General features: G+C 43.1%; 24 protein-coding genes. 15 read left to right on the top strand and 9 right to left on the bottom strand.

The window, feature by feature from the left end; all coding sequences use genetic code 11:
* The first annotated feature begins 123 nt into the window (after positions 1–123).
* From GQF63_RS13605 to GQF63_RS13620, 4 genes are all read left to right on the top strand, one after another.
* Positions 124–801: a TIGR02117 family protein gene (locus tag GQF63_RS13605; protein ID WP_246163535.1), complete on the top strand. Its 678-nt coding sequence runs from the start codon at positions 124–126 to the stop codon at positions 799–801.
* A gap of 78 nt (positions 802–879) precedes the next feature.
* Positions 880–1,242: an MmcQ/YjbR family DNA-binding protein gene (locus GQF63_RS13610; protein ID WP_160369788.1), complete on the top strand. Its 363-nt coding sequence runs from the start codon at positions 880–882 to the stop codon at positions 1,240–1,242.
* A 167-nt stretch (positions 1,243–1,409) separates the two neighbouring features.
* Positions 1,410–2,540, top strand: coding sequence for a PCMD domain-containing protein (locus GQF63_RS13615; protein WP_160369789.1), 1,131 nt, complete (start codon positions 1,410–1,412; stop codon positions 2,538–2,540).
* The gene (locus GQF63_RS13620; RefSeq protein WP_160369790.1) at positions 2,540–3,304 is read left to right on the top strand and encodes a porin family protein; all 765 of its coding nucleotides are present in this window, start codon (positions 2,540–2,542) and stop codon (positions 3,302–3,304) included. The genes GQF63_RS13615 and GQF63_RS13620 overlap by 1 nt, the downstream gene beginning before the upstream one ends.
* 82 nt (positions 3,305–3,386) lie before the next feature.
* Here GQF63_RS13620 and GQF63_RS13625 read toward each other — a convergent pair whose 3' ends face one another.
* The gene (locus GQF63_RS13625) at positions 3,387–4,349 is read right to left on the bottom strand and encodes an isopenicillin N synthase family dioxygenase (RefSeq protein ID WP_160369791.1); all 963 of its coding nucleotides are present in this window, start codon (positions 4,347–4,349) and stop codon (positions 3,387–3,389) included.
* Positions 4,350–4,622: 273 nt separating this feature from the next.
* Between GQF63_RS13625 and GQF63_RS13630 the strand changes: the two genes are divergently transcribed.
* The 11 genes from GQF63_RS13630 to GQF63_RS13680 all read left to right on the top strand — a co-directional run bounded on the left by GQF63_RS13630 (position 4,623) and on the right by GQF63_RS13680 (position 17,782).
* A complete protein-coding gene (locus tag GQF63_RS13630; protein WP_160369792.1) occupies positions 4,623–5,069 on the top strand; it encodes a MarR family winged helix-turn-helix transcriptional regulator in 447 nt (148 codons plus the stop codon).
* 21 nt (positions 5,070–5,090) lie between these two features.
* The gene (locus GQF63_RS13635) at positions 5,091–7,517 is read left to right on the top strand and encodes a 3-hydroxyacyl-CoA dehydrogenase/enoyl-CoA hydratase family protein (RefSeq protein WP_160369793.1); all 2,427 of its coding nucleotides are present in this window, start codon (positions 5,091–5,093) and stop codon (positions 7,515–7,517) included.
* Positions 7,518–7,742: 225 nt separating this feature from the next.
* A complete protein-coding gene (locus GQF63_RS13640; RefSeq protein ID WP_160369794.1) occupies positions 7,743–8,102 on the top strand; it encodes a four helix bundle protein in 360 nt (119 codons plus the stop codon).
* An 80-nt stretch (positions 8,103–8,182) separates the two neighbouring features.
* Positions 8,183–9,355 carry an acetyl-CoA C-acyltransferase gene (locus tag GQF63_RS13645; protein WP_160369795.1) on the top strand — a complete coding sequence of 391 codons (1,173 nt, stop codon included), beginning with the start codon at positions 8,183–8,185 and terminating at the stop codon, positions 9,353–9,355.
* A 35-nt stretch (positions 9,356–9,390) separates the two neighbouring features.
* Positions 9,391–11,184: an acyl-CoA dehydrogenase family protein gene (locus GQF63_RS13650; RefSeq protein WP_160369796.1), complete on the top strand. Its 1,794-nt coding sequence runs from the start codon at positions 9,391–9,393 to the stop codon at positions 11,182–11,184.
* 94 nt (positions 11,185–11,278) lie between these two features.
* Complete coding sequence (locus tag GQF63_RS13655) at positions 11,279–12,712, top strand: phytoene desaturase family protein (RefSeq protein WP_212592584.1); 1,434 nt, start codon at positions 11,279–11,281, stop codon at positions 12,710–12,712.
* Entirely contained in the window at positions 12,712–13,623 is a 912-nt protein-coding gene (locus GQF63_RS13660) for a TIGR01777 family oxidoreductase (protein ID WP_160369797.1), read from the top strand. The genes GQF63_RS13655 and GQF63_RS13660 overlap by 1 nt, the downstream gene beginning before the upstream one ends.
* Positions 13,624–13,637: 14 nt before the next feature.
* Positions 13,638–14,894, top strand: coding sequence for a YeiH family protein (locus GQF63_RS13665; protein WP_160369798.1), 1,257 nt, complete (start codon positions 13,638–13,640; stop codon positions 14,892–14,894).
* Positions 14,895–15,094: 200 nt separating this feature from the next.
* The gene (locus tag GQF63_RS13670; protein ID WP_160369799.1) at positions 15,095–15,631 is read left to right on the top strand and encodes an RNA polymerase sigma factor; all 537 of its coding nucleotides are present in this window, start codon (positions 15,095–15,097) and stop codon (positions 15,629–15,631) included.
* Positions 15,631–16,275, top strand: coding sequence for a hypothetical protein (locus GQF63_RS13675; protein ID WP_160369800.1), 645 nt, complete (start codon positions 15,631–15,633; stop codon positions 16,273–16,275). Before GQF63_RS13670 ends, GQF63_RS13675 begins: the two co-directional genes overlap by 1 nt.
* Before the next feature lie 379 nt (positions 16,276–16,654).
* Positions 16,655–17,782 (top strand): PDDEXK nuclease domain-containing protein, encoded by a 1,128-nt coding sequence (locus tag GQF63_RS13680; protein WP_160369801.1) that lies wholly within the window; start codon positions 16,655–16,657, stop codon positions 17,780–17,782.
* A gap of 88 nt (positions 17,783–17,870) precedes the next feature.
* Here GQF63_RS13680 and GQF63_RS13685 read toward each other — a convergent pair whose 3' ends face one another.
* The 8 genes from GQF63_RS13685 to GQF63_RS13720 all read right to left on the bottom strand — a co-directional run bounded on the left by GQF63_RS13685 (position 17,871) and on the right by GQF63_RS13720 (position 25,616).
* Positions 17,871–18,437, bottom strand: coding sequence for a nitroreductase family protein (locus GQF63_RS13685; RefSeq protein WP_160369802.1), 567 nt, complete (start codon positions 18,435–18,437; stop codon positions 17,871–17,873).
* A gap of 54 nt (positions 18,438–18,491) precedes the next feature.
* Entirely contained in the window at positions 18,492–19,745 is a 1,254-nt protein-coding gene (pepT, locus tag GQF63_RS13690) for a peptidase T (RefSeq protein WP_160369803.1), read from the bottom strand.
* Positions 19,746–19,832: 87 nt separating this feature from the next.
* Positions 19,833–20,609 (bottom strand): DUF4197 domain-containing protein, encoded by a 777-nt coding sequence (locus GQF63_RS13695; RefSeq protein WP_160369804.1) that lies wholly within the window; start codon positions 20,607–20,609, stop codon positions 19,833–19,835.
* A gap of 59 nt (positions 20,610–20,668) precedes the next feature.
* Positions 20,669–21,505, bottom strand: coding sequence for an endonuclease/exonuclease/phosphatase family protein (locus GQF63_RS13700; RefSeq protein ID WP_160369805.1), 837 nt, complete (start codon positions 21,503–21,505; stop codon positions 20,669–20,671).
* A 1-nt stretch (position 21,506) separates the two neighbouring features.
* Entirely contained in the window at positions 21,507–22,268 is a 762-nt protein-coding gene (locus tag GQF63_RS13705; RefSeq protein WP_160369806.1) for a glycerophosphodiester phosphodiesterase, read from the bottom strand.
* Between the two features lie 12 nt (positions 22,269–22,280).
* Positions 22,281–23,126 carry a phosphodiester glycosidase family protein gene (locus GQF63_RS13710; protein ID WP_160369807.1) on the bottom strand — a complete coding sequence of 282 codons (846 nt, stop codon included), beginning with the start codon at positions 23,124–23,126 and terminating at the stop codon, positions 22,281–22,283.
* A 107-nt stretch (positions 23,127–23,233) separates the two neighbouring features.
* Complete coding sequence (locus GQF63_RS13715; protein ID WP_160369808.1) at positions 23,234–24,163, bottom strand: hypothetical protein; 930 nt, start codon at positions 24,161–24,163, stop codon at positions 23,234–23,236.
* A gap of 1 nt (position 24,164) precedes the next feature.
* The gene (locus GQF63_RS13720) at positions 24,165–25,616 is read right to left on the bottom strand and encodes a RagB/SusD family nutrient uptake outer membrane protein (protein ID WP_160369809.1); all 1,452 of its coding nucleotides are present in this window, start codon (positions 25,614–25,616) and stop codon (positions 24,165–24,167) included.
* Positions 25,617–25,622: the final 6 nt, after the last annotated feature.

Raw genomic sequence — 25,622 nt, forward strand, 5'->3', positions numbered from 1 at the left:
GGGCGTCTAGTTTGGATACCCTCCTTTTTTGCTATGTATTATATTGATCGGGTTGCTTTTTAACTTCACATCGTTTAATTCTGCCTTAATTTTCCCATATTCGTTTTACCGTTATTCCTCCATATGAAGAAACTTATGCTAAGCCTTGCTTATATTATTTTAGGATTGATCCTGTTCGCGGGGCTTTATTTTGGAGCCGATGCTGTGCTGTCGCGTATTAAGCTGCATCCGAAAAGTGAAGCTTCGAAAGAGCAAGAAATAACCGTTTATGTCTTATCGAATGGCGTGCATACGGATATCGTATTGCCTATTCGCAATGCTTGGCAAGATTGGACACAGGTATTCCCCATTGCGAATACCAAAGGGAAGAATGCCAATCAACAATACATGGCTGTAGGGTGGGGCGACAAAGGCTTCTACCTCAATACGCCGGAATGGAAAGATCTGACGCTGAAGACCGCTCTTATCGCAGGCTTCGGTATTGGTGAAACGGCGCTACATATTACCTACTATTCGCAGATGCAAGAAAATGAGCTTTGCTTTCGGACTTCCATTAGCTCCAAGCAATATCAAATCCTTCGCGACTATATACTCAACGCCCTTGATAAAGATGCTGAGGGGAATCCAATCCTCATTGAAACAAATGCGCAATACGGTTTAGACGACGCCTTCTATGAAGCCAAAGGTGCTTATAACCTCTTCTTTTCCTGCAATACCTGGACTAATCGTGCGCTAAAGAAAGCAAATATGCCAAGTGGGGTATGGACAGTCTTTGATAAAGGGGTGTTGAGGCATTATTAGGGCGTAGTTCCTGCTAGTTTATTCTTGCAAGTAGCTTTATATTGCCGTATTTTTAGATGTATTTTCACATCTATCTATATGCATATTGAAGAATTACGGGATTACTGCATCTCGAAAGCTGCTGTAACCGAGGAAACGCCATTCGGACCAGACACCTTGGTGTTCAAGTTAATGGGAAAAGTATTCTTGCTCGTGGGGCTAGACCAAGTGGATGAGCTGCGGTTTAATGTCAAGTGCGACCCAGAATACGCCATTGAATTACGCGAGAAACATGAACATACCGTTATTCCAGGATATCATATGAATAAAAAACACTGGAATACCGTCTATGCAAACCGGCAGCTTGCTGACAAGGAATTGTATAAGCTGGTCGATCATAGCTATGCTTTAATTCTTGCCAGTCTTCCGAAGGCATTGCGCGACACTATACCTGCATCCTAGGGCTTAGTTGTTTAATTAACGGCTATTTAAGGTTTTGTAAAATATCTATAGTATTTCGTTAAATAAGTGGCTGCATTTCCTCTTTAATGGGTTAATAAGTCCTATCTTTGCGCCATCTTAACCTGCCCATCAGGTTATGGGAATACACTTTACGAAATATATTTATCATGAACTACAAAAAACTCTGGCTTATCCCCTTGGGGATTGTACTTTTCTTGGCCAGCTGTATCAAAGACGAAGCAAGAAACATGGAAGCGGATATTACTTCCGTTGAAATTGCTGAAGAATTAATTAACGCGAAGCCGATTATCAATAACCGCAATGTGGTTATCTACATCAAACCGGGAGCCATGGATATCACGCATTTTCCATTGGAATTTAGCTTAACACCCGGTGCTACCGTAAGTCCGGCCTCTGGATCTGAGCAAGACTTTTCTGAGCCGGTGGTATACGAAGTTACCTCCGAAGATGGCCAGTTTAAAAAAGAATACAGCGTATCCTTAATTGAAGCTTCTGTTCCGGAAGATTTTAATTTCGAATTATATGATTTTGATACCAAGAAAAACTGGGTTTACTTCTATGAGGAAGTTGTGGGAGTGAAACAAAACCTATGGGCTTCTGGTAATGCGGGGTTTGCATTTACCGCAGGGTTGAATCCAGCAAGTACAAAATACCCTACTCAAGTTACCGAGGATCCACAATATGTTCATGAAGGCAAGTCTGCCGCTTATATGGAAACCAAATCTACAGGAGCTTTTGGGGCGATGTTTAAGATGCCTATTGCAGCAGGGAACCTCTTTGTGGGGTCGATGAATGTGGATAACATCCTGAGCCCGGAAACCCGTTTCGGACTTCCTTTCAACAAGATTCCAGCAACCCTAGAAGGATACTACCGCTATATTCCTGGTGAAAAGATTATCGATAAGGATGGAAAAGTAGTGCCGGGAATCGATGAGTGCGATATCTACGCTGTATTCTACGACAGAATAGCCTTATGGAAAGAAACTTGGGAAGATCCAACGCAACCCGACCGTACCTGGTTGAATAATGATGATATTTTAACCAGCCCGCATATTGTGGCTATTGCGCAGCTGGCCGAAGGAAAGGCGACAGCAGGATCCGAATTTGTGAAGTTCAGCATTCCTTTTGAAATGAAAAAGCAAGTGTTGCGAAGCGATGTAGATGCGTTTAAATACAATATTGCCATTGTGTTTTCTTCGAGTAAGAATGGTGCTATTTTCCAAGGTGCCGTGGGTAGTAAATTGATTGTGGACCAAGTAAAAGTAACAGTAAAATAATGAAGTTTTCTTTAAAACATATCATAGCAAGCGTGTGCTGCCTAGGCGGTTTATTCCTTGCGCAACAGGTAAATGCCCAAACACAAGTACCAAAAACCTGGCACGTGGAAATTGAAGCGGGTACCAAGATTGGTGGTGCTTCGCCATTGAGCTTACCGGTGGAAATCCGTGAAATTAAAAGCTTCCGTCCGGCAATGCCTTTTTTCGCAGGTATTAAAGCGAACTATGCCATTGATCAACGTTGGGGCGTACGTACCGGTTTAGTATTCGATGGTAAAGGCATGAAGACCGAAGCCAATGTGAAGGGGTATAAAACCACCTTTAATGCGGCGGAAGATCCGACACAGAATGTACAAGGCTATTATTACGGTGATATCTCGACTAATGTAGAAAACCTCTACCTAACCGTTCCTATTCAAGCGACCTACGAGTTGTCAGAACGTTGGAATGTACAGGCCGGAACCTATGTTTCCTTCGCTGTAATGAAGCGTTTCTATGGTGAAGCCATCAAAGGCTATATGCGTGATGAAGATCCTACTGGCGACCGCGTTGGTATAGAGAATGCTGCTTACGACTTTAGAGGTAGTGTTCGTAATATTGACGTGGGCATGAGTGTAGGTGGAAAGTATCGCTTTGCCAAGCGCTATTTTGCTTTAGCACAGTTTGATTACGGCTTCAATAATATTATGAAAACGGGCTTTGAAAGCATCAGCTTCAACTTGCATAACATCTATATGAATGTAGGTCTAGGTATGCGCTTGTAATAGCTTATGCTTAAAAAATAAATACACAAAAAAACCGCGTCCTGATTCAGGATGCGGTTTTTTATTTCAATGCAAGTTGAAATTACATTTTCAAGCCGATTTCTCTCAATCGTTCATCAAGATATTGTCCGGCTGTATAATCTTCATATACTTTTGGGTGGTTTTCATCAATACAAGAGTCTAGGCTTGCCAGGCTCATGCTTGCTTTCGGGTGCAAGAAGAATGGCACTGAAAAACGTGATGTCCCCATTAACTCGCGCGGTGGATTAACCACACGGTGCGTAGTCGATTTCAATTTATTGTTGGTCAAACGTTGCAGCATATCCCCAACATTTACCACCACATCTTTACCTTTAGCTTTAATCGGAAACCATTCGCCGTCTTTGGTGAATACTTCCAATCCATCGGCACTCGCGCCAATCAATAGGGTAATTAAATTGATGTCCTCGTGTGCTCCCGCGCGTACGGCATCAGGTGATATAGCATCCGGATTCTCAATAGGGAAGTAGTGGATGGCACGAAGAATCGAATTTCCGTTGATCACATATTGTTCGAAATAGTCTTCCGGTAATTCTAAGTAGGTGGCAATTGCTTTCAACAAGTTACGGCCTGCATCTTCCAGTTTTTTGTAAATCTCAGCAGTCGTAGTATTGAAAGCAGGTAATTCCGCTACTTCAGGATTGTCTGGAAAATCCATTTTAGAATATTCCTCACCAACGATGGTTTGCCCACGCTGCCAGAATTCCTTCAAATCTGGTGTGGTAGAATCTTTTGCTTTTTCACGTCCTTTTGCGGTATAACCACGTTGGCCAGCAAGCTCCGGGAATTCATATTTACGTTTGATATCTTCCGGAAGGCCGAAGAACTGTTTTACATTATCGTATAAGCTATCGATTAGCTCATCGGATAAGCCATGGTTGGCGATGGTAACAAAGCCTGTTTCATTGAAGGCTGTACCGATATCATGCACAAACTGAGCGCGTTGTTCCGGGCTCCCTTGCGTATAGTGCGTTAAATCTAATCGTGGGATGTTTACTAATGCCATGTTTAATGATTTGTGTACAAAGTTAAGCGAATAAAACCCGTAAATGCAGCATCGTTGTTTATAACCTCGGAATTATATGCGTTAAGTTTTTGGTAATCAGTATTTAAAAGTTTTCCACAATTCTAAAACAAACGGCTGATTCCGCGATTATGCGAATAATTAATCCATCTACGTCAAAGATTTATTAAAATATCATAAAAGAGTTGGTTTTTTAAAATGTAAGCGTTAAATTTGTTATGCTTGCATAATAAATATCAACGTAGCGTCCCAAATATGAGCCAAGAGAACACCATCGATTATTTTTTAAAGACTGCCTGGCAGACGGTAGCGAATAAGTATAATGTAATTGCATCGCAACATGGTTTTACACAGGCTGCTGGTTATATTTTAATTAATATACATCGGGAAGGTACGCCTGTTTCACAGATCGCCAATTCTACCGGGGTAAAGACGACTTCATTATCCAGGGTGTTGAATAACCTGGAAAGCTTAGGATTCATCTACCGGGAAACCAGTGAAACGGATAAGCGCTCGGTAAAGGTATACTTGACGGAACTGGGAAAAGAAAAGCGCAAGGTGGCGAAAGATGTTGTGCGGGAATTCAATGACTTCCTGAATGGTTCTTTCTCCGAAAAAGAGCGCGCGAATTTGATAAAAGTATTGAGCAAGATAAATGAGTTAGCTGCGAACTATGCTCCGCAGGTGAAAATTGAGCAATAAACCCTAAAGAAATTATAAGATATGAATAGAAATATTAAAAGAGTAGCTGTATTAGGATCCGGTGTGATGGGATCACGAATTGCTTGCCACTTTGCTAATATCGGTGTTGAGGTTTTATTATTGGATATTGTACCCCGTGAGTTGTTGCCTGCAGAGGCAGCGAAGGGATTAACTTTAGAAAGTCCCTTGGTGCGCAATCGCATTGTAAACCAATCTTTAGAAACGGCGGTTAAGTCGAATCCTGCACCTTTGTTCAGCAAATCTTTTGCAAAGCGTATTTCTACCGGAAATTTCGACGATGACATGTCCAAGATTGCTGATGCTGATTGGGTAATCGAAGTTGTTGTCGAGCGTTTAGACATTAAGAAGACGGTTTTTGAGCAGGTAGAGAAATTTCGCAAACCAGGAACTTTGATTACCTCGAATACCTCCGGTATTCCGATCCATTTGATGGAGGAAGGTCGTTCCGAAGACTTTAAAGCACATTTCTGCGGTACCCACTTCTTCAACCCGCCACGTTATCTGCAATTATTGGAGATTATTCCTACGCCAGATACCAAGAAGGAAGTTGTTGACTTCCTGATGGAGTTTGGCGATAAGATGCTAGGCAAAACTGTGGTTTTATGTAAAGATACACCGGCCTTTATCGGCAACCGTATTGGGGTCTACTCCATGCTAGCTTTAACACATTTGGTAGAGAAAATGGACCTAACGGTAGAAGAGGTGGATAAATACACAGGTCCGGCGATGGGGCACCCCAAATCTGCGACTTTCCGTACAGCCGATGTGGTTGGCTTGGATACCTTAGTGAATGTGGCCAACGGATTAGCGCAGAATGCGCCAGACGATGAGGCTAAGGGTGTTTTCCAATTGCCAGGTTTTATTACCAAAATGGTAGAGAACAAATGGCTAGGCGAGAAAACCAAAAAAGGATTCTATGAAAAGGTAAAAGATGCCAATGGCAATTCGGAGATACTTTCCTTAAACCTGAAGACTTTTGAATACGGAACACAGCAGAAGGTGAAGTCTGCTACTTTGGAAGCCACCAAAGCCGTAGAAGATATCCGTAAGCGCATGAAAGTTTACGAGCAGGGAACTGATAAAGCTGCGGAGTTATTCCGTGCGATGCATTACCCTTTGTTCGAATATGTTTCCAAACGCGTTCCTGAGATTACCGATGATTTCTTCCGTATCGATGACGCCATGCGTGCCGGATTCGGATGGGAAATCGGACCTTTTGAAGTGTGGGATGCCCTTGGTGTTCGGGAAACGATTGAAAAAATTAAAAAAGAAGAAAAAAGACTGCCGGGTCAGGATGGCGAAGTGGCTCAATGGGTACACGATATGCTTGCTGCCGGTTGCGAATCCTTCTATAAAGTAGAAAATGGCGTACGCCAATACTACGATATTGCATCAAAATCTTATAAAGCAATTCCTGGAACGGAAGATCTGATTGTATTAGACCATATCCGTGACAGTAAAACAGTTTGGAAAAACTCTGGCGTGTCTATTATCGACCTAGGTGATGGCATCCTAAATTGTGAGTTCCATACAAAAATGAATACCATTGGTGGCGATGTCATTCAAGGTATCAATAAAGCTATCGACCTCGCGGAAAAAGAATACCGCGGATTGGTCATCTCCAACGACGGGAAGAACTTCTCTGCCGGTGCTAATATCGGCATGATCTTCATGATGGCGGTAGAGCAAGATTTTGATGAATTGAATATGGCTGTTCGCATGTTCCAGAATACAGCGATGCGCATCCGTTACTCCGCCATTCCGGTGGTAGTGGCTCCTTTCCAATTGACTTTGGGCGGAGGCTGTGAGTTCTCGATGCATGCTGATTTTGTACAGGCACATGCCGAAACCTATATGGGTCTTGTGGAGTTTGGCGTTGGTGTTATTCCGGGTGGTGGGGGCTCTAAAGAGTTTGCCCTTCGTGCATCCGATGAATACAAAGACGATCAAATTACGCAGAATACACTGAAAGATCGCTTCCTAACCATTGGTCAGGCCAAAGTATCTACTTCAGCGGTGGAAGCCTTTGAATTGGGCTACCTGCAAAAAGGAAAATACGCCATCACGATGAACCGCGCGCGCCTCCTTGCCGACGCTAAAGCCAAGGCTATCGAGCTTGCGGATGCCGGATATATCCAACCAGCAGCGCGTAACGACATCAAGGTGTTAGGAAACCAAGGCTTAGGGATCGTTTATGTCGGAGCATCCTCCATGCGTGCCGGAAACTATATCTCCGATCACGACAAGAAGATCTCCGAAAAACTAGGCTGGGTGATGTGTGGCGGCAATTTATCTGCCCCTACCGAGGTCTCCGAGCAATATCTCCTTGACCTGGAACGCAAAGCCTTCTTAGAACTTTGTGCCGAGCGCAAAACCCTCGAAAGAATCCAGCATATGCTGACGAAAGGGAAGGCGTTGCGGAATTAGACTGGAGAGGTGAGATTTAGTATATAGTAGTTAGTATTTAGTAGTTAGAGCCCTGCTAGTGTGCATGGAAATAAAAAACGACTAAGTTTTTAGCGATAAAAAGTAAACTATCCTTAATAAAAACTTAGCACACTACATTCCAAAAGGTTATACAGTAATTTATATGTTGCCTTGGTCATAACAAAGCTAGATGAATCGAAATACTAATTACTAAATACTAACAACATGCATGAGTACAAAAAGTTGATCGTATGGCAAAAGGCAATTGAGTTTGTATCTGATATTTATAAGTTAACTGGAGCTTTTCCAAAGGAGGAAAAGTTTAATCTTACAAGTCAGATTCAACGGGCAGCAGTTTCTATCCCTTCAAATATTGCCGAGGGTGCAGGACGAAATTCAAACAAAGACTTCGTTAAATTTTTAGCCATTGCCCATGCATCAATCTATGAAGTAGAAACACAGTTAATTATATCAAGAAATTTAGAATATTTAGCAGAACAAGACCTTCGTTTGATGATTATTAAATTAGATGAACTCCAAAAAATGAATTTCGGGCTTCAGAAAAAATTAAAAGCTAAGGGATAATCTAAATATCCTCCTTACAGAAAATAATACTAGAAAATAAAGGTCTAACTACTAAATACTCAATACTAAATACTGAAAATATGGAAGCATATATTGTAGCAGGTTTTCGTACCGCCGTTGGAAAGGCCCCGAGAGGTGGATTCCGTTTTATGCGGGCGGATGATTTGGCAGCCGATGTCATCAAGCATTTGGTGGCCTCTGTTCCAAGTTTAAATAAAGAAGAAATTGATGATGTCATCGTCGGTAATGCCATGCCGGAAGCCGAGCAGGGCCTCAATGTAGGTCGCTTGATTTCCCTAATGGGCTTGCAGACTGATAAAGTACCTGGGGTAACCGTGAATCGCTATTGCGCGTCGGGATTGGAGACTATTGCTACGGCAGTAGCCAAAATCAAGTCGGGAATGGCCGATGTGATTATTGCAGGTGGAGTAGAGGTGATGTCGGGTATGCCGTTCGGTGGCTGGAAGATCGTTCCAAACCCGGTGGTGGCTAAAGAAAACCCAGATTGGTACTGGGGGATGGGCTTAACAGCAGAAGCTGTGGCCAAAGACTTCAACGTTTCACGTGAAGATCAGGATGCCTTCTCCTTGAAATCACACCAGAAAGCTATAGCCGCAATTCAAAACGGTCACCTCAAAGATGGTGTCGTGCCGATTACGGTTAAAGAAAACTACCTGAAAGATGGTAAAATGGCAACCAAGGAATATGTGGTAGATACCGATGAGGGCCCACGTGCTGATACCACTTTGGAGGTCTTAGCGAAATTACGCCCTGTATTTGCTGCCGATGGTTGCGTAACGGCAGGTAACTCTTCCCAAACTTCCGATGGCGCAGCCTTTGTGTTGGTGATGTCGGAGAAGAAAATGAAAGAGTTGAACCTACAGCCTATTGCACGTTTGGTAAGCTATGCCGTTGCAGGCGTGCCACCACGCATTATGGGAATTGGCCCTATTGCTGCCATTCCAAAAGCCCTGGAGCAAGCCGGACTAAAAAAGGAAGATATCGACCTTATTGAGCTTAACGAAGCCTTTGCCTCCCAGTCTCTAGCGGTTATTCGCGAGTTGGGCTTAGACGAAGAAAAGGTGAATGTAAATGGCGGTGCCATTGCCCTGGGTCACCCGCTGGGTTGTACCGGAGCGAAGCTTACCGTGCAGGTGCTGAATGAATTGAAACGCCGCGGCAAGAAATACGGCATGGTCACCATGTGTGTGGGAACAGGCCAGGGTGCAGCTGGAATTTTTGAGTTACTATAATTAAATCACAATACAGGTTTTAAAAAAATACGACAATGTCTGAAGAAGTAAAAAACAAAGCAATCAAAGGAGGAGAGTTTGTCATTCGCGAAACTCCTTATACCGATATATTTATTCCCGAAGAATTTGATGAAGAAGCACAAATGATTCGTCAAACATGTGTGGACTTCCTAGACGCCGAGGTGCTTAATAAATTAGATCGCATCGATGCCCAAGAAGAAGGCTTGATGCAAAGCCTGATGGATAAATCGGGCGAGCTAGGCATGCTAGGCGTATCGATTCCGGAAGAGTACGGAGGTTTTGGAAAGAACTTCAATACGTCCATGTTGGTAGCGGATGCCGTGGGTGGAGGATTCTCCTTTGCCGTAGCCTTATCTGCACATACTGGTATCGGTACATTACCAATTCTATATTATGGAAATGCAGAGCAAAAAGCTAAGTATATTCCTAAATTGGCAACAGGAGAGTGGAAAGCCGCTTATTGTTTGACCGAGCCCAACTCTGGATCGGATGCCAATTCCGGCCGTACTTCGGCGAAGTTAAATCCGGAAGGAACGCATTACCTGATCAATGGTCAGAAAATGTGGATCACTAACGGTGGTTTCGCTGATGTATTCATTGTATTTGCCAAAATCGATGACGATAAGAACCTTACAGCTTTTATTGTGGAGAAAGATTTCGGCGGAATTAGCATGAACCCGGAAGAGCATAAATTAGGTATTAAAGGATCTTCAACCCGTCAGATCTTCTTTAACGACTGCCCGGTGCCTGTAGAGAACATGCTTTCCGAGCGTGAAAACGGCTTTAAAATCGCCGTGAACATCTTGAACATTGGCCGTATCAAATTAGGCGCTGCAACCATTGGTTCGGCACGTGCAGTGTTATCTACAGCCATTAACTATGCCAACGAGCGCGTACAATTCAATTTGCCGATTTCAAAATTCGGGGCTATCCGTTATAAGTTAGCCGAGTCGGCAATCCGTTTATTTGCGAATGAATCTGCAGCATACCGTGCAGGTCAAAATATTGACGATGCGTACGATGCCCTAATCGCTGGCGGTATGGACGAAGCCAAAGCGAAACTAAAATCGGTAGAGCAGTTCGCTATTGAATGTGCCATTATCAAAGTATGGTGTTCCGAGATGTTGGATTATGTGGTAGACGAGGGCGTGCAGATCTACGGTGGTATGGGCTATTCTGCCGAAGCACCAATGGAACGTGCTTACCGCGATTCCCGCATCAACCGTATTTTCGAAGGTACCAACGAGGTAAACCGCTTATTGGTGGTGGATATGTTATTGAAACGTGCCATGAAAGGGGAGTTAGACTTAATGGGCCCTGCCACTGCAGTAGCCAATGAATTGATGTCTATTCCTGACTTTGGCGAGGAGGATAATTCAGCCTTCGCTGCCGAGAAGAAAATCTTGGCCAACCTGAAAAAAGCAGGCCTCATGATTGCCGGTGCTGCGGTTCAAAAATTAATGATGTCCTTATCGAAAGAACAGGAAATCTTAATGAACATTGCCGATATCATTGGTTATGTATATGTTGCCGAGTCTGTTATTCTACGTGCAGAAAAATTAATGCATACCCAGCCGGGTGAAAAAGCCGATTATGCGGCAGATATGGCAAAAGTATACCTATATGGTGCCATAGACAAGGTAAATGTTGCCGGTAAGGAAGCTTTAAGTAGCTTTGCCGAAGGTGATGAATTAAACATGATGTTAGTAGGCTTACGTCGCTTTACCAAGGCGCAACCTTTCAATGTAAAGGATGCTCGCCAGCGTATTGCCAAGAAGCTCATCGAAGAAAATAAATACTGTTTCTAGTATTAAGGTTGATTATGGAAAGAGCCCCGATTTTCGGGGCTTTTTTTTGTATAGATACAATTCCGTAAATTAGGAGAAACCAAACAAGGTCATATTGGATAGGTACGATGCAATTATTGTCGGGTCGGGGCCAAATGGATTTGCTGCAGCTATCCTTATGCAATCACAAGGACTTAAAACCCTGTTGCTAGAAGCTGCAGATAGCGTAGGCGGAGGCATGCGCAGCAAATCTTTAACCCTTCCCGGATTTACGCACGATGTATGCGCTGCTATACATCCCATGGCCTTGGCGTCCCCATATTTCTCGCGCTTGCCGCTGCAAGACTATGGTTTATCCTATACCTATGCTCCTTACGAGCTGGCGCATCCCCTTTCCGTTAAAGAAGCCGCTTTTCTAGATCGGAGCATGGAGAGCACAGCCGCAGCTTTAGGAAAGGATAGTCAGGCTTATACCGATCTCTTTGCACCCTTTGTACAGCAATGGCCAAAGCTAGCGCATGATATCCTTGGCCCCTTACGCATGCCGAGGCACCCCTTGTTAATGGCACAGTTCGGCAGCAAGGGCCTGCAATCAGGCACGCAAATTGCCAGTCGTTTTCAAACACGCGAAGCCAAGGCCCTATGGGCCGGTCTTTGTGGTCATGGCATGTTGCCTTTGAGTTCTTTAACTACAGCAGCCATTGGCTTGGTGTTAGGGTCGGTAGGCCACCGGTTCGGTTGGCCCTTGGCACAGGGAGGCTCGCAATCGGTCGCCAATGCACTAGCAGCCTACTACCAATCCTTAGGTGGGGAGATTCTCTTAAATACACCTTTCACCGATCGAAAACAACTGCCCGATCATCAGGTACTCATGCTCAATATGACGCCAAAACAGGTGCTTGCTATAGATGGCTTAGATTTACGGCCTGGCTATCGGCGACAGCTGGAAGCCTACCGACAAGGAGTAGGCATCTTTAAGCTCGATTGGGCACTCTCGGCACCCATCCCTTTTCAAAACAGCTATGCCCAGCAGGCCGCAACCCTACATATTGGTGGGGAAATGGCCGAAATTGCTCGTGCTGAGGCCTTGGTGAGTCAAGGTAAGCATGCCGAGCAGCCCTTTGTGCTGCTATCGCAGCAAAGCCAATTCGACCCGAGTCGGGCGCCAAAAGGACAGCATACGGCCTGGGCCTATTGCCATGTGCCTTTGGGCTCAACCCAAGATTGTACTGCAGCCATCGAAGCGCAAATTGAACGCTTTGCACCGGGCTTTCGCGATTGTATTTTAGCACGACATCGTTTCAATACCCATGAGTTGGAAGCCTACAACCCCAATTATGTAGGCGGCGATATTAATGGGGGTATCATGGATTTAACACAGCTCTATACGCGGCCGAGCTTCTCCTTGACTCCCTATCGAACATCAAACAGATCTATTTACCTATCTTCCTCGGCGACCCCTCCTGGCGGTGGGGTGCATGGCATGTGTGGATACCATGCCGCACGCATAGCCTTGGAAGATCATTTTCATATTAAAGTTTCTTTATAATGGCAAAAATCGTGTTGGCCGGGGGTACCGGTAATTTAGGAAAGTTATTGATTCCGGCTTTTAACCGTAAGGACAAAGAAATCATTGTGCTTACCCGTAAGAAAATGATGAAACATCATCCGGGGCTTGACTTTGCCCTGTGGGATGGCGAAAACTTAGGGGAATGGTGCGAAGCTTTGGAAGATGCAGACCTGCTGATTAACCTCTCCGGAGAATCCATCAATAAACGCTTTACCCCGAAAAATAAAAAACTACTCTACGATTCCCGTATTCTGCCAACACAAACCCTAGGCCGCGCCTTGCAGAACTTACAGAACCCACCAAAGATGTGGATTAACTTCTCCGGGGTTTCCATTTTTAACGGCGCAGCCAGCATGCAAGATGAATCGAGTAGCGATTATGGCGATGATTTTTTAGCTGAATTGTCGAAAGCCTGGGAAGCGGCCTGCCTGTCTGCAGAAACCCCAAAAACGAAGAAGGTTATTGTACGCATGAGCCCAATATTATCCAAAAACTCCGGCATGTTTGCCGAGCTGAAACCTTTGGCAAAATTTGGACTCGCAGGAAGGATGGGGTCTGGCAAACAATATATGCCCTGGATCCATGAAGATGATTTTATCCGCCTGATCTTGTGGATTGCCGAACAGGAAAACCCCGAAGGAATTTACCATGCCTGCAGCCCCAACCCGGAACAGAACAAAGATTTTATGCGTATTTTACGGAAAGGAATAGGCATGCCGATTGGTTTGCCGCAGCCCGCATTCGTCGCTAAAGTAGGTGCTTTTCTCAAAGGCCTCGATCCGGGCTTATTGCTGCAAACAGCCCCTGTAACGACAAATGTTACGCTGAAAAACGGCTTTACGTTTAATTTTCCATATCTTCACGACGCAATAAATCAATTGGTAAAATAGTCTTTATAAACCACATGTCAAGTAAACCATTTGCTATATCCGAAGATTGGGTCGTTGTTATTTTAGGGCTTGCTATAATTATCTTAGCCTTGTCCGGTGTTATCATTCCAAAACCAAGTTTTAGCTGGAGCAGTTCCGGCGATTTAATGAGTAATGTGTTTAGCACAGCTAACTTAGGTGCCATTGCCGCACAATTTGGCCTAGTTTATAGCACCGCTATTGTAGGCGCATTATTACTACGTAAAAACTTAAAATCCCTATTAATTGTATTCCCCATCGTTATGTTATTAACGGTGCTGGCCCTGGTATTGGCAGGTAATGAAACAGTTAAAGAATACAACCTAGAGGCCGTTATTTTCTCCTTAGCCATTGGCTTAATCATCAGTAACTTTTTTAAGCTACCGCAATGGTTTAAGGATGCCTTAAGCACGGAATTGTATGTGAAAATAGGCTTGGTGCTCTTAGGTACGACGGTTATTTTCGGCGATATTTTAAAAGCCGGCTCCTTAGGTTTAATTCAGGCGCTATTGGTCGTGGTATCTGTTTGGTATTTCTCGTATTGGGTATGTCGCAAATTAAAAATAGATAAGGAAATGTCCTTAATGTTGTCTTCTGCAGTATCTATTTGTGGCGTTTCAGCAGCCATAGCCACCTCTGGTGCTATTCAAGGCGATAATAAAAAGCTATCTTACGTCATCTCCTTGGTGTTGATTACCGCAATTCCCATGATGATTTTTATGCCGTATCTTGCGGAGTGGATGCAATTGTCGCAAGAGGTAACAGGTGCTTGGCTAGGTGGTAGTATTGATACCACCGGGGCGGTGGTAGCTTCCGGCTCTTTGGTGGGCGAGGAAGCCTTAAAAATCAGTACCATTGTTAAGTTCTCGCAAAATGTATTGCTTGGTATCGCCGCATTCTTTATCAGTATCTACTGGACCTATTCTAAATCGGTAGATGATGAAACCAAAAAAGATAAACCAACCTTAAAACTAATATGGGAGCGGTTCCCGAAATTCGTAGTCGGCTTTGTATTCGTATCATTGATGTTTTCATTTGTGGTACCCGCCGAAACAAATGCCCTCATTAAAGATAGCCTTAAAAGTATTCAGGGCCTTTGGTTTGCTCTTGCGTTTACCTCGATTGGTTTAGAAACAAACTTCAAAGATCTCTTTAAACAAGATAACAAGAAACCATTGTATGCATTTATCATCGCCCAAACATTCAATATTATTGTAACCTTGCTGATTGCAATGGCGCTTTTTAATGCTTAGAAAGTCAAATTCGTCCTTTACATCGATAGTCGATTTTCCAATGATATTGCGGCACGCTTCGTTTTGCTTCCACGCTGGCTAGCATAACAAAGCGTGCCGCAGTGCTTTTCGCCTTCGCGCTCCCAATTCTGAACACATATCTCCAATCTATTTATGGAATTCCTTATCTTCAAGCATCTTCTTATAGAAGGTTAATCACTATGAACGAAAAAGAGCTGCTCACACATTATCGACAAACGGGAGACTTAGATACCTTAGGGAAGCTCTATGCGCCATATATGTCTTTATTGTATGGGGTATGTTATAAATACCTTCAAGAGGCCGAGCAATGTCAAGATGCAGTGATGCAGATTTTTGATGAGCTGATTGGCAAATTGCGGGTGCATGAGGTCGATAATTTTAAAAGCTGGTTATACATCTATACCCGGAATTATTGCTTAATGCAATTGCGAAAAGCCAAGCAGGTGACCAACGTCGATATCGAAGATCACTTGTATGAAAGTGAGCAACGCCTCAATAATCAGGAGGAACAGCGCTGGCAGGAGCAGGATTTCGATAAATTGGAAACCTGTATTGCCGAATTAGCACAGGAACAGGAACAATGTATACGGTTGTTCTATTTAGAACAACGTTGTTATAAAGATATCGTCGATATCACGGGCTTTGAGCTCTCTAAAGTGAAAAGCTATATCCAGAATGGCCGACGCAATCTTAAAATTTGTATGGAGAAGAAGTAATGGAAAATAATTACCAACTATCGAGAATTCATAATTACGTCATGGGGCTCATGAGTAAGGAGGAGATGTATGAGATGGAGAAGGAGGCCCTGAACGATCCCTTTTTGCAGGATGCCATCGATGGCTATAAATTGCAACAAGGAGTAGACGTGCAGCAGCTTAGTTTGTTGCAACAACGCCTGGCGAAGCGATTACAGAGCAAGGAAGCGGAGAAAACCTCGCGTTTTTACAATTGGCAACGCTTGACGATTGCCACTGCTGCTGCCGTTTTGTTTTTGGTTGCTTGTTCTTTAATCTTCTTCCGTCATTTACAACATAAGCAGCAAGAGAAGACCACCGAGGTCTTATTGATGGAAGAGGAGTATCGATTGGATGTACAGGTACTTAATGGTGCCGATGCGAAACCAAATGCCGGATGGCATAGCTTTAATGAAGAGCTCAATGTTGTATTAAGTGAGCTTCCGGGTAATGGCCTACTGACCATCAGTTTTGATGTGCAGCAGGGGATGGCCAAAGATATTGTGGTATTGGAAACAACTAATCCGGAAATGTTGGCTTTGGTAAGCCGCTTTATCCAAGAAAATATCCGCTGGGAAGGGACGCATGGAAAATTACAGATTCAAATGGAGGCCAAACAGAAATAAAGCCTAGGCTGAAGCTAGATAATCCCTCTTGTTAATATATATTGGAAGGAGTGCAAAACGAGGAATTTTCACTCCTTTTATTGTGGGCATACGACAGAGTAAATCCGCTGGAGCATGTTTTAGGTTCTTACATCGTAAGCTTTTTGTTATTCCCTTGTTAACCTTTTTCAAATCCCTTTCGGAAAGGGTTTGATACGTGTGTGAAAGGGGAGTGAAAGGGAAGTAGAAGGGGCCTGAGCAAACCTTGGTATTAACTTCATGTTTATTTAATACTGTTTTAGTTTATGATGATTAACTTGTGTTATTTGAAAATCATCATGCATCAGATGTTTTATGCATCAAAGAGATGTTTAAATACGTATAGGATAAAGCCCAGCAAATGAATTTTAAAAAGTTAGCTTTCCGCATTCAGCAGACAAACGAATTCTTGCAGCAGAATGCTGTAAAAGCCATAAACATACATATCACGCTTAGGAACTGGCTTACGGGATTTTATATCGTGGAATTTGAACAAAACGGAAGTGATAGGGCAGAATATGGATCCAAGTTATTAGAAAATTTATCTAAAAACATCCGGATTAAAGGACTATCAGCGCCTGAATTATCCCGTTGCCGTCAATTTTATTATGCCTATCCTGAAATTCTTGGGTTGATAACCCAAAAATTCAAAACGATGCTCCCTGTCGATTTTCTTGAAGATGTTATGCTTGAAAATAACTCAAATCAAATTCTTGGGTTGCCAACCCAAGAATTCCAAAGCGCTAATAATGAAGTAGATACAGAGTTTATATCAAGTGTTTTTCAGTCTGTATCATATACCCATTTTACCGAGCTTATTAAAATAGAGGATCCCAGCAAAAGACGTTTTTATGAACTAATCATTTTGAAAACTCAGCCTACGGTAAAAGAACTGAAAAGGCAGATTGATACCCTCACCTACGAAAGAGTTGGATTGTCAGAAAACCACAGAGACTCTATGGAGGAAGTGATGAAAAAGATAAATCCGCAACAGACTACAGACTTGATCAAGTCACATTATTTCTTTGAATTTTTGAATATTGGGCAAGCCCATTTAATTGAAGAAAGTGAATTGGAGCAAGCACTTATTCGTCATCTGCAACAGTTTATTACAGAATTAGGCAATGGGTTTTGTTTTGAAGCACGTCAAAAACACTTACTGTTTGGCGATGAGTATTATTTTGTTGATTTGGTCTTCTACCATCGTATTTTGAAATGTCACGTCCTGATTGATTTAAAAACCGAAACAGCCAAACACGAACATATCGGTCAACTCAAGTCCTACCTCAACTATTATAAGAAAAATATTCAGGAAACAAATGATAATCCTCCTGTCGGAATTTTGTTGGTAACCAATCAAAATAAGGCCATGGTGGAATATGCTATTGCCGATAGTGATTTGGATATTTTTGTAAGCAAATACCAATTACAGTTGCCTGATAAATCAAAATTGGAAGCCTTTATCAATAGGGAATTAAAGAATATTTAGTTAAAAACCACAGCAACCCGTCCAATGCATAAAAAAAATGCCGGATCAGCATGATACTATCCGGCATTTCTATTGTATTTCGTTGGGATTATTCTTCCCATCTAATTTTCTCTTCAATGGAACTGCGCACAGGTTCACGTTCTTCCGATTGATGGTGGCCTACATAAAAGAAGCCGATACATTTTTGATTTGGTTCCAAATTGAGGAAAGGGCCGATATGGTTTATTAATCCTGGAGAAGCCCAATAGCCACCTAAACCAATAGAATGCGCGGCTAACCACATATTTTCTACAGCGCAGGCTGTGGCGCATAGCTCTTCCCATTCCGGAACATCACCTGTATAGTTTACCACGATAGCAATGGCTGCGTTAGACATGGTTGCTTTTTTGGCCATGTTCTGTTCAGTTTGCTCAGTGTATTTTTCTGCAGGTGTCACAGATTTATAGATTCTTGCCAGCTCATCACCTAAGCGTAATAAACCTTCCTGGCGGAAGATTACAAAACGCCAGGGTTGTGTGCGTTTGTGTGTTGGTGCGGCATTGGCGGCTTCTAAAATCGTTAATAAATCTTCCCGGCTCACTTCTTCCTGGGTAAAAGATGCCTGGAATACCGATCTGCGGGTTTGAATAGCTTTTAATATTTCGTTCTGTTGCATTTGTTTATCTTTTTCTGGTTTTAAACATCGTGTTTTGTAGCAGGGCGAGCAAGCTTAAGCTACTTCTTCCCAAAGGGCGGCGATATGAAGAATAGTCAATACCGCTTTCTGCATATCTTGTACGGATACCCATTCTTGTTTTCCGTGGAAGGCATGCCCCCCTGCGAAAATATTAGGACATGGTAATCCCATAAAGGATAATCTGGAACCGTCGGTACCTCCACGAATACTGCGTTTAATGGCTTTCATACCGGCACGCTCAATCCCCATCATGGCAATATCAACCACACGTGGGTGCTGATCTAATACTTCTTTCATGTTGCGGTATTGTTCGCTTACTTTAAAGCTGTATTTCGCACCAGCGTAATTGGCGATCACCTTTTTAACAATCGCTTCCAATTCAGCCTCATGACTGGCTAATTTTTGGCTATCGTGATCGCGGATAATAAAGTTTACCTGCGCCTCTTCTACACTACCCGATATACTTGTGGGGTGCACAAAGCCTTCTTTTCCTGATGTTGTTTCCGGGGAAAGGCGATTTTTCGGTAGGTTTTCGATAATATCAGCGGCAATTTTTAAGGCATTGATCATTTTTCCTTTGGCATAGCCCGGATGGATGGAAATACCATCAATTTTAAGCTGAACGCCATCGGCAGAGAATGTTTCGTCTTCTAAGGTTCCTGCTTTTTCGCCATCCATGGTATAGCCATAATCAGCGCCAAGTTTTTTCAAATCTACATGATCTACACCGCGTCCAATTTCTTCATCTGGTGTGAATAGGATTTTAATATCGCCATGTTTAATTTCGGGATGCTTCATCAATAAGCGTGCAGCGTCCATAATTTCCGCAACACCAGCCTTATCGTCAGCACCTAAGAGGGTTTTGCCGCTTGCCGTAACGATGTCATTGCCAATTTGTTCCTTCAAGTCCGGGTGCTCCGCGAAACGGATAACCACTTCTTGGTCATCTGGTAAAACCAAGTCTTGCCCTTGGTAATTTTTATGGATAAGGGGTTTTACATCGGTTCCTGAGGAATCTGGAGAGGTATCAACGTGTGAGCAAAAGCAGATAACAGGTACTTTCTTTGTGCTATTGGATGGGATTGTGGCATATACATAGCCTTTCTCATCTAAATGGGCATCGCTAATCCCTAAAGCTAAAAGTTCTTCCACAAGCACACGGCTCAGGTTTTTTTGCTTTTCCGTAGAAGGGACAGTAGGCGAATTGACATCGGATTGCGTGTCGATCTGTACGTATTTGGTGAAATTTTCAGCGACCTGAAAATCTTTGATTTCATTAATTTCCATAAGGGCAAAGCTACAAATTTCCGCGGCGAATGCAGTTGTTTAGGAGCTTCAAAATCATTTTGTGACGTGATTGTTTCCTGTTGTTGGTTATTTTTGTTGGTCGGCCCAACCAAATACTTTATTTAAAATATTTGAATCGCGGGAGCCACCTAAGTTTTTACGAATTTTTAATTCTTGATCGGCTACTTTCACAAATAAGCCACTGATGGCTCTTTGGGTAACATAGGCCGTTAAATCGGTTTCAATCTTATTAGCTAACGGGAGTTTATTATAAGCCGTTGTCAATTGATTCCAATAGGTATTTACATTGTTTTTACCCATGGCCGATTGGATAATCGGGCTAAATCGCGTTGCTAATTCTGCTGAAGTGCTGCGTTTGAAAAATTGGGTCGCCGCATCCTGTTGTCCACTCAATAAGATATTGAAGGCATCATTAACCGTCATGCGGGATAGGGAACCTATGAACACAGAAGAGGCTTCCTTTACAGCAGATTCCGCCGCCCGGTTCATACTCATTATAAAATTATCGCATAAGCTGCCCAAGCCCACAGAACGTAAGGCCGATTCTACTTTACGCGCCTCCTCTGGCATTAAAATCTTCACGGCAGCATCGCCTAAGAAACCATCTTTTAAAGATAATACCCGAATACTTTCATTCAATCCATTGCTTAAGGCTTGTTTTACACCAAGGTTTGCTTCCGCTTGGGTAATAGTACCGGTGCTTCCCGCAGGTTTCCCTGTCGTTCCGGTTCCAGTTGTACCCGTACCTTGTGGTGGCAAAGTGAAACCACCGCTATTTAAGCTATCGCAACTCATTAATAAAAGAGCCGCAGAGGCCATGCATATGTTGATTTTCGTTCTCATAGTTTTTTTTCCAAAAGTACGGCTTCTTCTTGAAGGTACCTCGAAAAAGGGGGATAATCTTACTTCCAGTTTAATTCCGCCATAACCGGGAAGTGGTCCGACGTATATTTCCCCATGTAGGTATCCGTCAGCACACCGTATTTACGGACAGTAAAAGGCTTAGAAACAAAGATATGATCGATACGGCCTTTAGGCTTGATGTCTTTTCCCCAAGCATTAAAAGTAGAGTTTGGCTCGTACTTTATTTTTGCCAGGTTGTACACATCTTTTACTATTTCACTGTTTGCTAGGGTAAAATAGGCAGGGTTATGTTCATCCACATTGAAGTCGCCCGTAATAATAAGGGGCAATCCTTTGGCCATTTCACGTGCTTTGGCCATCATTAATTTCGCACTTTCTACCCGTGCTTGTACGCCGACATGGTCAAAATGCGTATTCATCATAATGAACTTCTTACCGTTACGTTTGTCTTGGAAAATACCCCAGGTACAAATGCGTGGTAAAGCGGCATCCCATCCTTTATTTGGTTTTTCCGTGTCGGTGCCTGACAGCCAGAAAGTACCCTGCTTGAGCAACTTGAAACGGTCGATACGGTATAATATTGCGGAATATTCACCTTTCTCGGCGCCGTCATCGCGACCCACACCAATATGTGCATACTCGGGCAGATCCGTTGCTAGGTCGTCCAATTGTTCTTTGAAGGCTTCCTGTACACCAAAGATGTCAAATTCATGGAAACGGATTTGATCGCTTACCGCGTGCTTGCGAAGATCCCACATGTTTTCACCGTCCACTTTCGCACGCAGACGAATATTAAAGCTGGCTACATTGAAATGTTGCCCAAGGGCTATGCCTGTAAATAACAGGCATAGAAAGGCACTAAAGAATTTTTTCATCCTATTTATTAAGGGTTTCTTTTAATAGTTCAGGTTCATCGGTGGTAATAAAGTCTACCTTTTCTTGAATAAAGGAGTTCATGTCTTCCACTTTATTTACGGTCCAAACGTTCGTTTTTAGTTTGAGGGCTTTGGCTTCTTTTATCCAGGTAGGGTTCTTTTTGAACACATTTAGGTGGTAGTCTAAACCAGTCAATTTGGCTTCTTTCAGTTGTGCCGGGGTTTTATCGCCATTCAGGTAATGGATTTTTACCTTTCTGTCTAATTCACGAAACTTTAAACACGCATCATAATCAAAGGCAATAAACTCTACTTTTTTCTGGGCCTTAAGTTTTTTTACTAAAGCCAACGACAGTTCTACTGCTTTTAAGGTGCGTTCTTTGCTTACTCGGCTTGTTTTTAATTCGTAGATCAGTTTTGTTTTACGTTGTTTAATACCTTCTTTCAGGTATTCTTCAGCCGTAGGAATACGCTCTCCATTCGGGTGAGTTTTGGCTAGCAGTTCTTGGTAGGTGAGTTCTTCTACTTCCAAACCATAGAAATCATGATCGTGGTTAACCACCAATACGTCATCTTTGGTTAAATGCACATCGAATTCAGAGCCCCATGTTTTCTGATCGATGGCCGCTTTTAAGGAGGCAATAGAATTTTGTGGGGTATGCGTATTTTTCCAGGCACCGCGATGGGCAATAATTGCCGATTGGGCAAATAATCCTACATGGAATAACATAGTCATGGCAACTAGCAAAATAGTTTTTTTCATGGTATTTTAAGCTTATTTTTTTAGATAAATAATATTGGCCACATCGCGTTGGCCTTCATGGTCGAAAAGTTTGTTGTCGCAAGGGTAATTGATGACACCATTGGGCGTTGCATCCTTGGCATATAAGGTAGAGCTGCCACCACCATCTAAGTTCATGGCGCTGTTGGTTCCGAGCCATTTCATCAGGGAGGCAAGCTCGTTTAAATTCATACCATGGGCTTTGCTGTTTCGACCATCTACGACCAAAAAGATGAGTTTTTTCTTACTAAGGCCGACGGCACTGCGGGGGTGACGGTTATTATTAAATGGATTTTTAGAAAGGCTGGCACGTTCTGCATGCTGCACTAAGAGTGGACCAGAAAGTAAAATGGAACTGGCCGTCCCTTCTTCGGTGTTGGCCGGATTGGCCGCTTCAATGCGGATATCTTTTTTGCTAATGCTGAATACGGCATTAGCACGGTCAGAGGGTTTGCGCGTAGGGTTGATAACCTGGTTGTCAACCTTGATAAAGTCAACGGCTCCACCATTTTTAGTGTCAAAAAAACCACCATTGACAGCCACCAAGGCGTTGTTTTCCAAGGCAAATGTGGACGTAGTTTTTAATTGCTTGGCATCTGCGGCTAAACGGATGTTTTTGCGATGCTTTTTAAGGTCTATTTCAATGAAATTGATCTCTTGTTCGCTGGCAAAAAGGTTGCTAAAGTGTGCTTGTTTCCAAACCACGCCCTTGGCTATGGTTTTCTGGGTCCAGTTGGCTTGAACAATCTGTAAGGAATCGCTGGCTTGTGCAGCAGCCTTGTTCGCACTTAAAAAAACAAGGATAAAAGAGGTAAATAGGTATAGGTAACTTCGATTCATGTGTTAAATCATTTCATCGAAGTTACCTATTTTATATTAAGATATTATTAAAATTAGTGGCGTGGTTCTTATTCGTTATAAAATTGTTGCAAAGGATAAACGCTTGCTTAAGGGTTTGTGGCGATACGCGAGCGGAAACGATTTCCACTGGCTTGCACATCCCATTTATACCGATCTTGATAGTATTTTAAAAAGAGCTCATACTTCTGCTGTTTCATTTTGTTGCCGCGGATATAGTTTTTTTGAATATTCTCGGCAGACTCCAAGAGTATTAATTTCAGAAAGGCCGCATACTCGGCTTTAAAGGAAACCGAGGAATAGGGGTCGAGGTAACCACCTTGGTCGGCAAGCTTTTGCCAATCCTGATTTCTTTTATTGAGGTCGTAATCGATAAAATACTGATCCCTGATTTTATTGAATGCCGTCCCAGCATCGTATGGTTTGCCGATTTGTTCAAACCCCGGGATTTCCTCGGGCAGCCTTTGCCCAATAATATCGGCCAGTTGTCGCCATACTTCGCGCGTTAATACCGTATCGCGGTAATAATGGTTGGTTTCATCAATCTGCGGCAGGGCATTGTAAGTTGCATTTGGCCAAACAAAGGCCAGTCGGGTTCGGCTAATAATATTGAACTGATAGCCCCAGAGGGGATGTCCATAAGATTTCACAAAGAAAATCTCATTGGGCATTAATTCTTGGATGAAAGCAGGGGATAAGTTGGCTAACAAGGAGTCCATGTAATTATAGGCGCTGCTTCGCTTATCATCATCCACTTTTGCGGGAGGAAAACGCGAATTATTGACGTCCTGCCCCAAGTAAGAATTGTACACTTCCCGAGAATCTTTAAAATCCATGCGAATCCAGATATGGTATTTTTCGAAGAGGTATTTTTCTCGAGGGTGGGCGTCTGCCGCCGGTTCAAATAATTCTTGGAACTTGAGGTCTTCCGTAGGACTTATATGTTCGGTTTTGCTGCAGCTCATCATGCCGAGCAAGAGGAGGGCAAATAGCCCATAAAGGTATAGATAGGTTTTCATGTTATCTTGGGTTTAAAGGCATATCAGGACTGTTTTCAGATTCCGATAAGGGTATTTGCATCAAATAACGCGGGTCGTTTTCTGCTAAGGTATAAACACGCGCATCTTTATAGGTGTGTTCAATTTTAGGTTTTCCCAGTCGCCGCAGATCCATAAAGCGGAGGCCTCCATCAAAGGCCAGCTCCAGTCTGCGCTCTTCCAATACGCGGTTCAGGGCTTGATCGGCATTGAAATCTTCTGCCTTTAATTGCACCAGGTGATCTTTGCGCATCCGACTGGTTAAAATTTGATTTAGGGTTTGGATTGCCGGAGCTACCTGTCCTAAGCGAGCTTGTGATTCTGCATAAATCAGGTAGGCCTCCGAGGCTTTAAACCCTACATAATAACAGAGTAAATCTTGCCGGGCATACATTTTATACACAGTTTTCCCCGTTTTAATGGCAATGGTTTGGTTCTCTTCAAAAGGGTCATAAATAAATTGTCGGTAATCGGTTAGTTCGCCGTATCGTTTGCTCAGGTTCAACAATTCTTCCACAGGCTTCATGACAGCGGTTTCATAAGCAAACATATTTCCATTGGCTCGGCCTCCGGTAAAGAACAGAATCTCCCGGTTCATCTGGGAATCTACGAATCCGTAATTATAGGCTAAGGTACTTTTAATCCCTTCGTTCCTGGTCATCCGTGCTTCCAGTTCGGAGAGATCGGCCAAGGGGTAGTTCCCCATGACTTGTAAGGCATACGTGCTCGCAGACTCGTAACGGCCCATCATGAGGTCTACCCTGGCTCGAAACAACAGTAGTGTATTGCTGGAAAATCGATAACGGTCGGTAATGCGTTTACCGCTAAGTAAAACAGTGGCTTGTTCGATATCTTGAATAATTTGGTTCCATACCTCTCCAATAGGGGTTCTAACGTTATTGCCGGCATTGGTATTGATGTCGGTTGCCGTTAAAGGCATCGGTACACCGGGGAGCGTTAAATTTTCAGGCGTATATACGTCGGCATAGAAATTAATCAGATAGAAATAGCAAAAAGCGCGTAGGGCCAGGGCTTCCCCGCGCACCTGCTCATAGAGGTCTGTTTCGCTTGTTTCTACCTTCATTCCCTGAAGGTAATCCAACACGGTATTGGCATAATATATACTTTCATACAATTGCCCCCAATCGGGGTCTTTTTGAAAGCCAGGAGCGGTGAGCATACTGGAGAAGGTGAACCAGCGCTCTTGCTCCTGACTTGGTTGCCCATCGGCATTGAAGTTGATATAGACATTGTCGGTAAGCATTTCCGTTTTAATAAAGAAGTTATTGCGTGGATAACCACCCAAGAGTACGGCTTCAAAATCTTCCAACGATTTTGGAATCATGCTATGAATGGGCTTTATGTCCAGGATATGCTTGCAGCCTGATAAAAGCAGGATGCTTAAGAGGATAAAAGTTTTTATAGAGGTTTTCATAACCAT

The organism is Sphingobacterium humi (assembly GCF_009768885.1).
Taxonomy (GTDB): Bacteria; Bacteroidota; Bacteroidia; order Sphingobacteriales; family Sphingobacteriaceae; genus Sphingobacterium; species Sphingobacterium humi.

Bases quoted from the DNA above. Each gene is read 5' to 3' on its own strand.
- GQF63_RS13660 (WP_160369797.1), top strand. From the start codon at position 12,712: ATGGCAAAAATCGTGTTGGCCGGGGGTACCGGTAATTTAGGAAAGTTA.
- GQF63_RS13625 (WP_160369791.1), bottom strand. From the start codon at position 4,349: ATGGCATTAGTAAACATCCCACGATTAGATTTAACGCACTATACGCAA.
- GQF63_RS13610 (WP_160369788.1), top strand. From the start codon at position 880: ATGCATATTGAAGAATTACGGGATTACTGCATCTCGAAAGCTGCTGTA.
- GQF63_RS13695 (WP_160369804.1), bottom strand. From the start codon at position 20,609: ATGAGAACGAAAATCAACATATGCATGGCCTCTGCGGCTCTTTTATTA.
- GQF63_RS13645 (WP_160369795.1), top strand. From the start codon at position 8,183: ATGGAAGCATATATTGTAGCAGGTTTTCGTACCGCCGTTGGAAAGGCC.
- pepT (WP_160369803.1), bottom strand. From the start codon at position 19,745: ATGGAAATTAATGAAATCAAAGATTTTCAGGTCGCTGAAAATTTCACC.
- GQF63_RS13635 (WP_160369793.1), top strand. From the start codon at position 5,091: ATGAATAGAAATATTAAAAGAGTAGCTGTATTAGGATCCGGTGTGATG.
- GQF63_RS13710 (WP_160369807.1), bottom strand. From the start codon at position 23,126: ATGAATCGAAGTTACCTATACCTATTTACCTCTTTTATCCTTGTTTTT.
- GQF63_RS13685 (WP_160369802.1), bottom strand. From the start codon at position 18,437: ATGCAACAGAACGAAATATTAAAAGCTATTCAAACCCGCAGATCGGTA.
- GQF63_RS13700 (WP_160369805.1), bottom strand. From the start codon at position 21,505: ATGAAAAAATTCTTTAGTGCCTTTCTATGCCTGTTATTTACAGGCATA.
- GQF63_RS13615 (WP_160369789.1), top strand. From the start codon at position 1,410: ATGAACTACAAAAAACTCTGGCTTATCCCCTTGGGGATTGTACTTTTC.
- GQF63_RS13675 (WP_160369800.1), top strand. From the start codon at position 15,631: ATGGAAAATAATTACCAACTATCGAGAATTCATAATTACGTCATGGGG.
- GQF63_RS13665 (WP_160369798.1), top strand. From the start codon at position 13,638: ATGTCAAGTAAACCATTTGCTATATCCGAAGATTGGGTCGTTGTTATT.
- GQF63_RS13715 (WP_160369808.1), bottom strand. From the start codon at position 24,163: ATGAAAACCTATCTATACCTTTATGGGCTATTTGCCCTCCTCTTGCTC.
- GQF63_RS13620 (WP_160369790.1), top strand. From the start codon at position 2,540: ATGAAGTTTTCTTTAAAACATATCATAGCAAGCGTGTGCTGCCTAGGC.
- GQF63_RS13630 (WP_160369792.1), top strand. From the start codon at position 4,623: ATGAGCCAAGAGAACACCATCGATTATTTTTTAAAGACTGCCTGGCAG.
- GQF63_RS13605 (WP_246163535.1), top strand. From the start codon at position 124: ATGAAGAAACTTATGCTAAGCCTTGCTTATATTATTTTAGGATTGATC.
- GQF63_RS13670 (WP_160369799.1), top strand. From the start codon at position 15,095: ATGAACGAAAAAGAGCTGCTCACACATTATCGACAAACGGGAGACTTA.
- GQF63_RS13650 (WP_160369796.1), top strand. From the start codon at position 9,391: ATGTCTGAAGAAGTAAAAAACAAAGCAATCAAAGGAGGAGAGTTTGTC.
- GQF63_RS13680 (WP_160369801.1), top strand. From the start codon at position 16,655: ATGAATTTTAAAAAGTTAGCTTTCCGCATTCAGCAGACAAACGAATTC.
- GQF63_RS13640 (WP_160369794.1), top strand. From the start codon at position 7,743: ATGCATGAGTACAAAAAGTTGATCGTATGGCAAAAGGCAATTGAGTTT.
- GQF63_RS13705 (WP_160369806.1), bottom strand. From the start codon at position 22,268: ATGAAAAAAACTATTTTGCTAGTTGCCATGACTATGTTATTCCATGTA.
- GQF63_RS13720 (WP_160369809.1), bottom strand. From the start codon at position 25,616: ATGAAAACCTCTATAAAAACTTTTATCCTCTTAAGCATCCTGCTTTTA.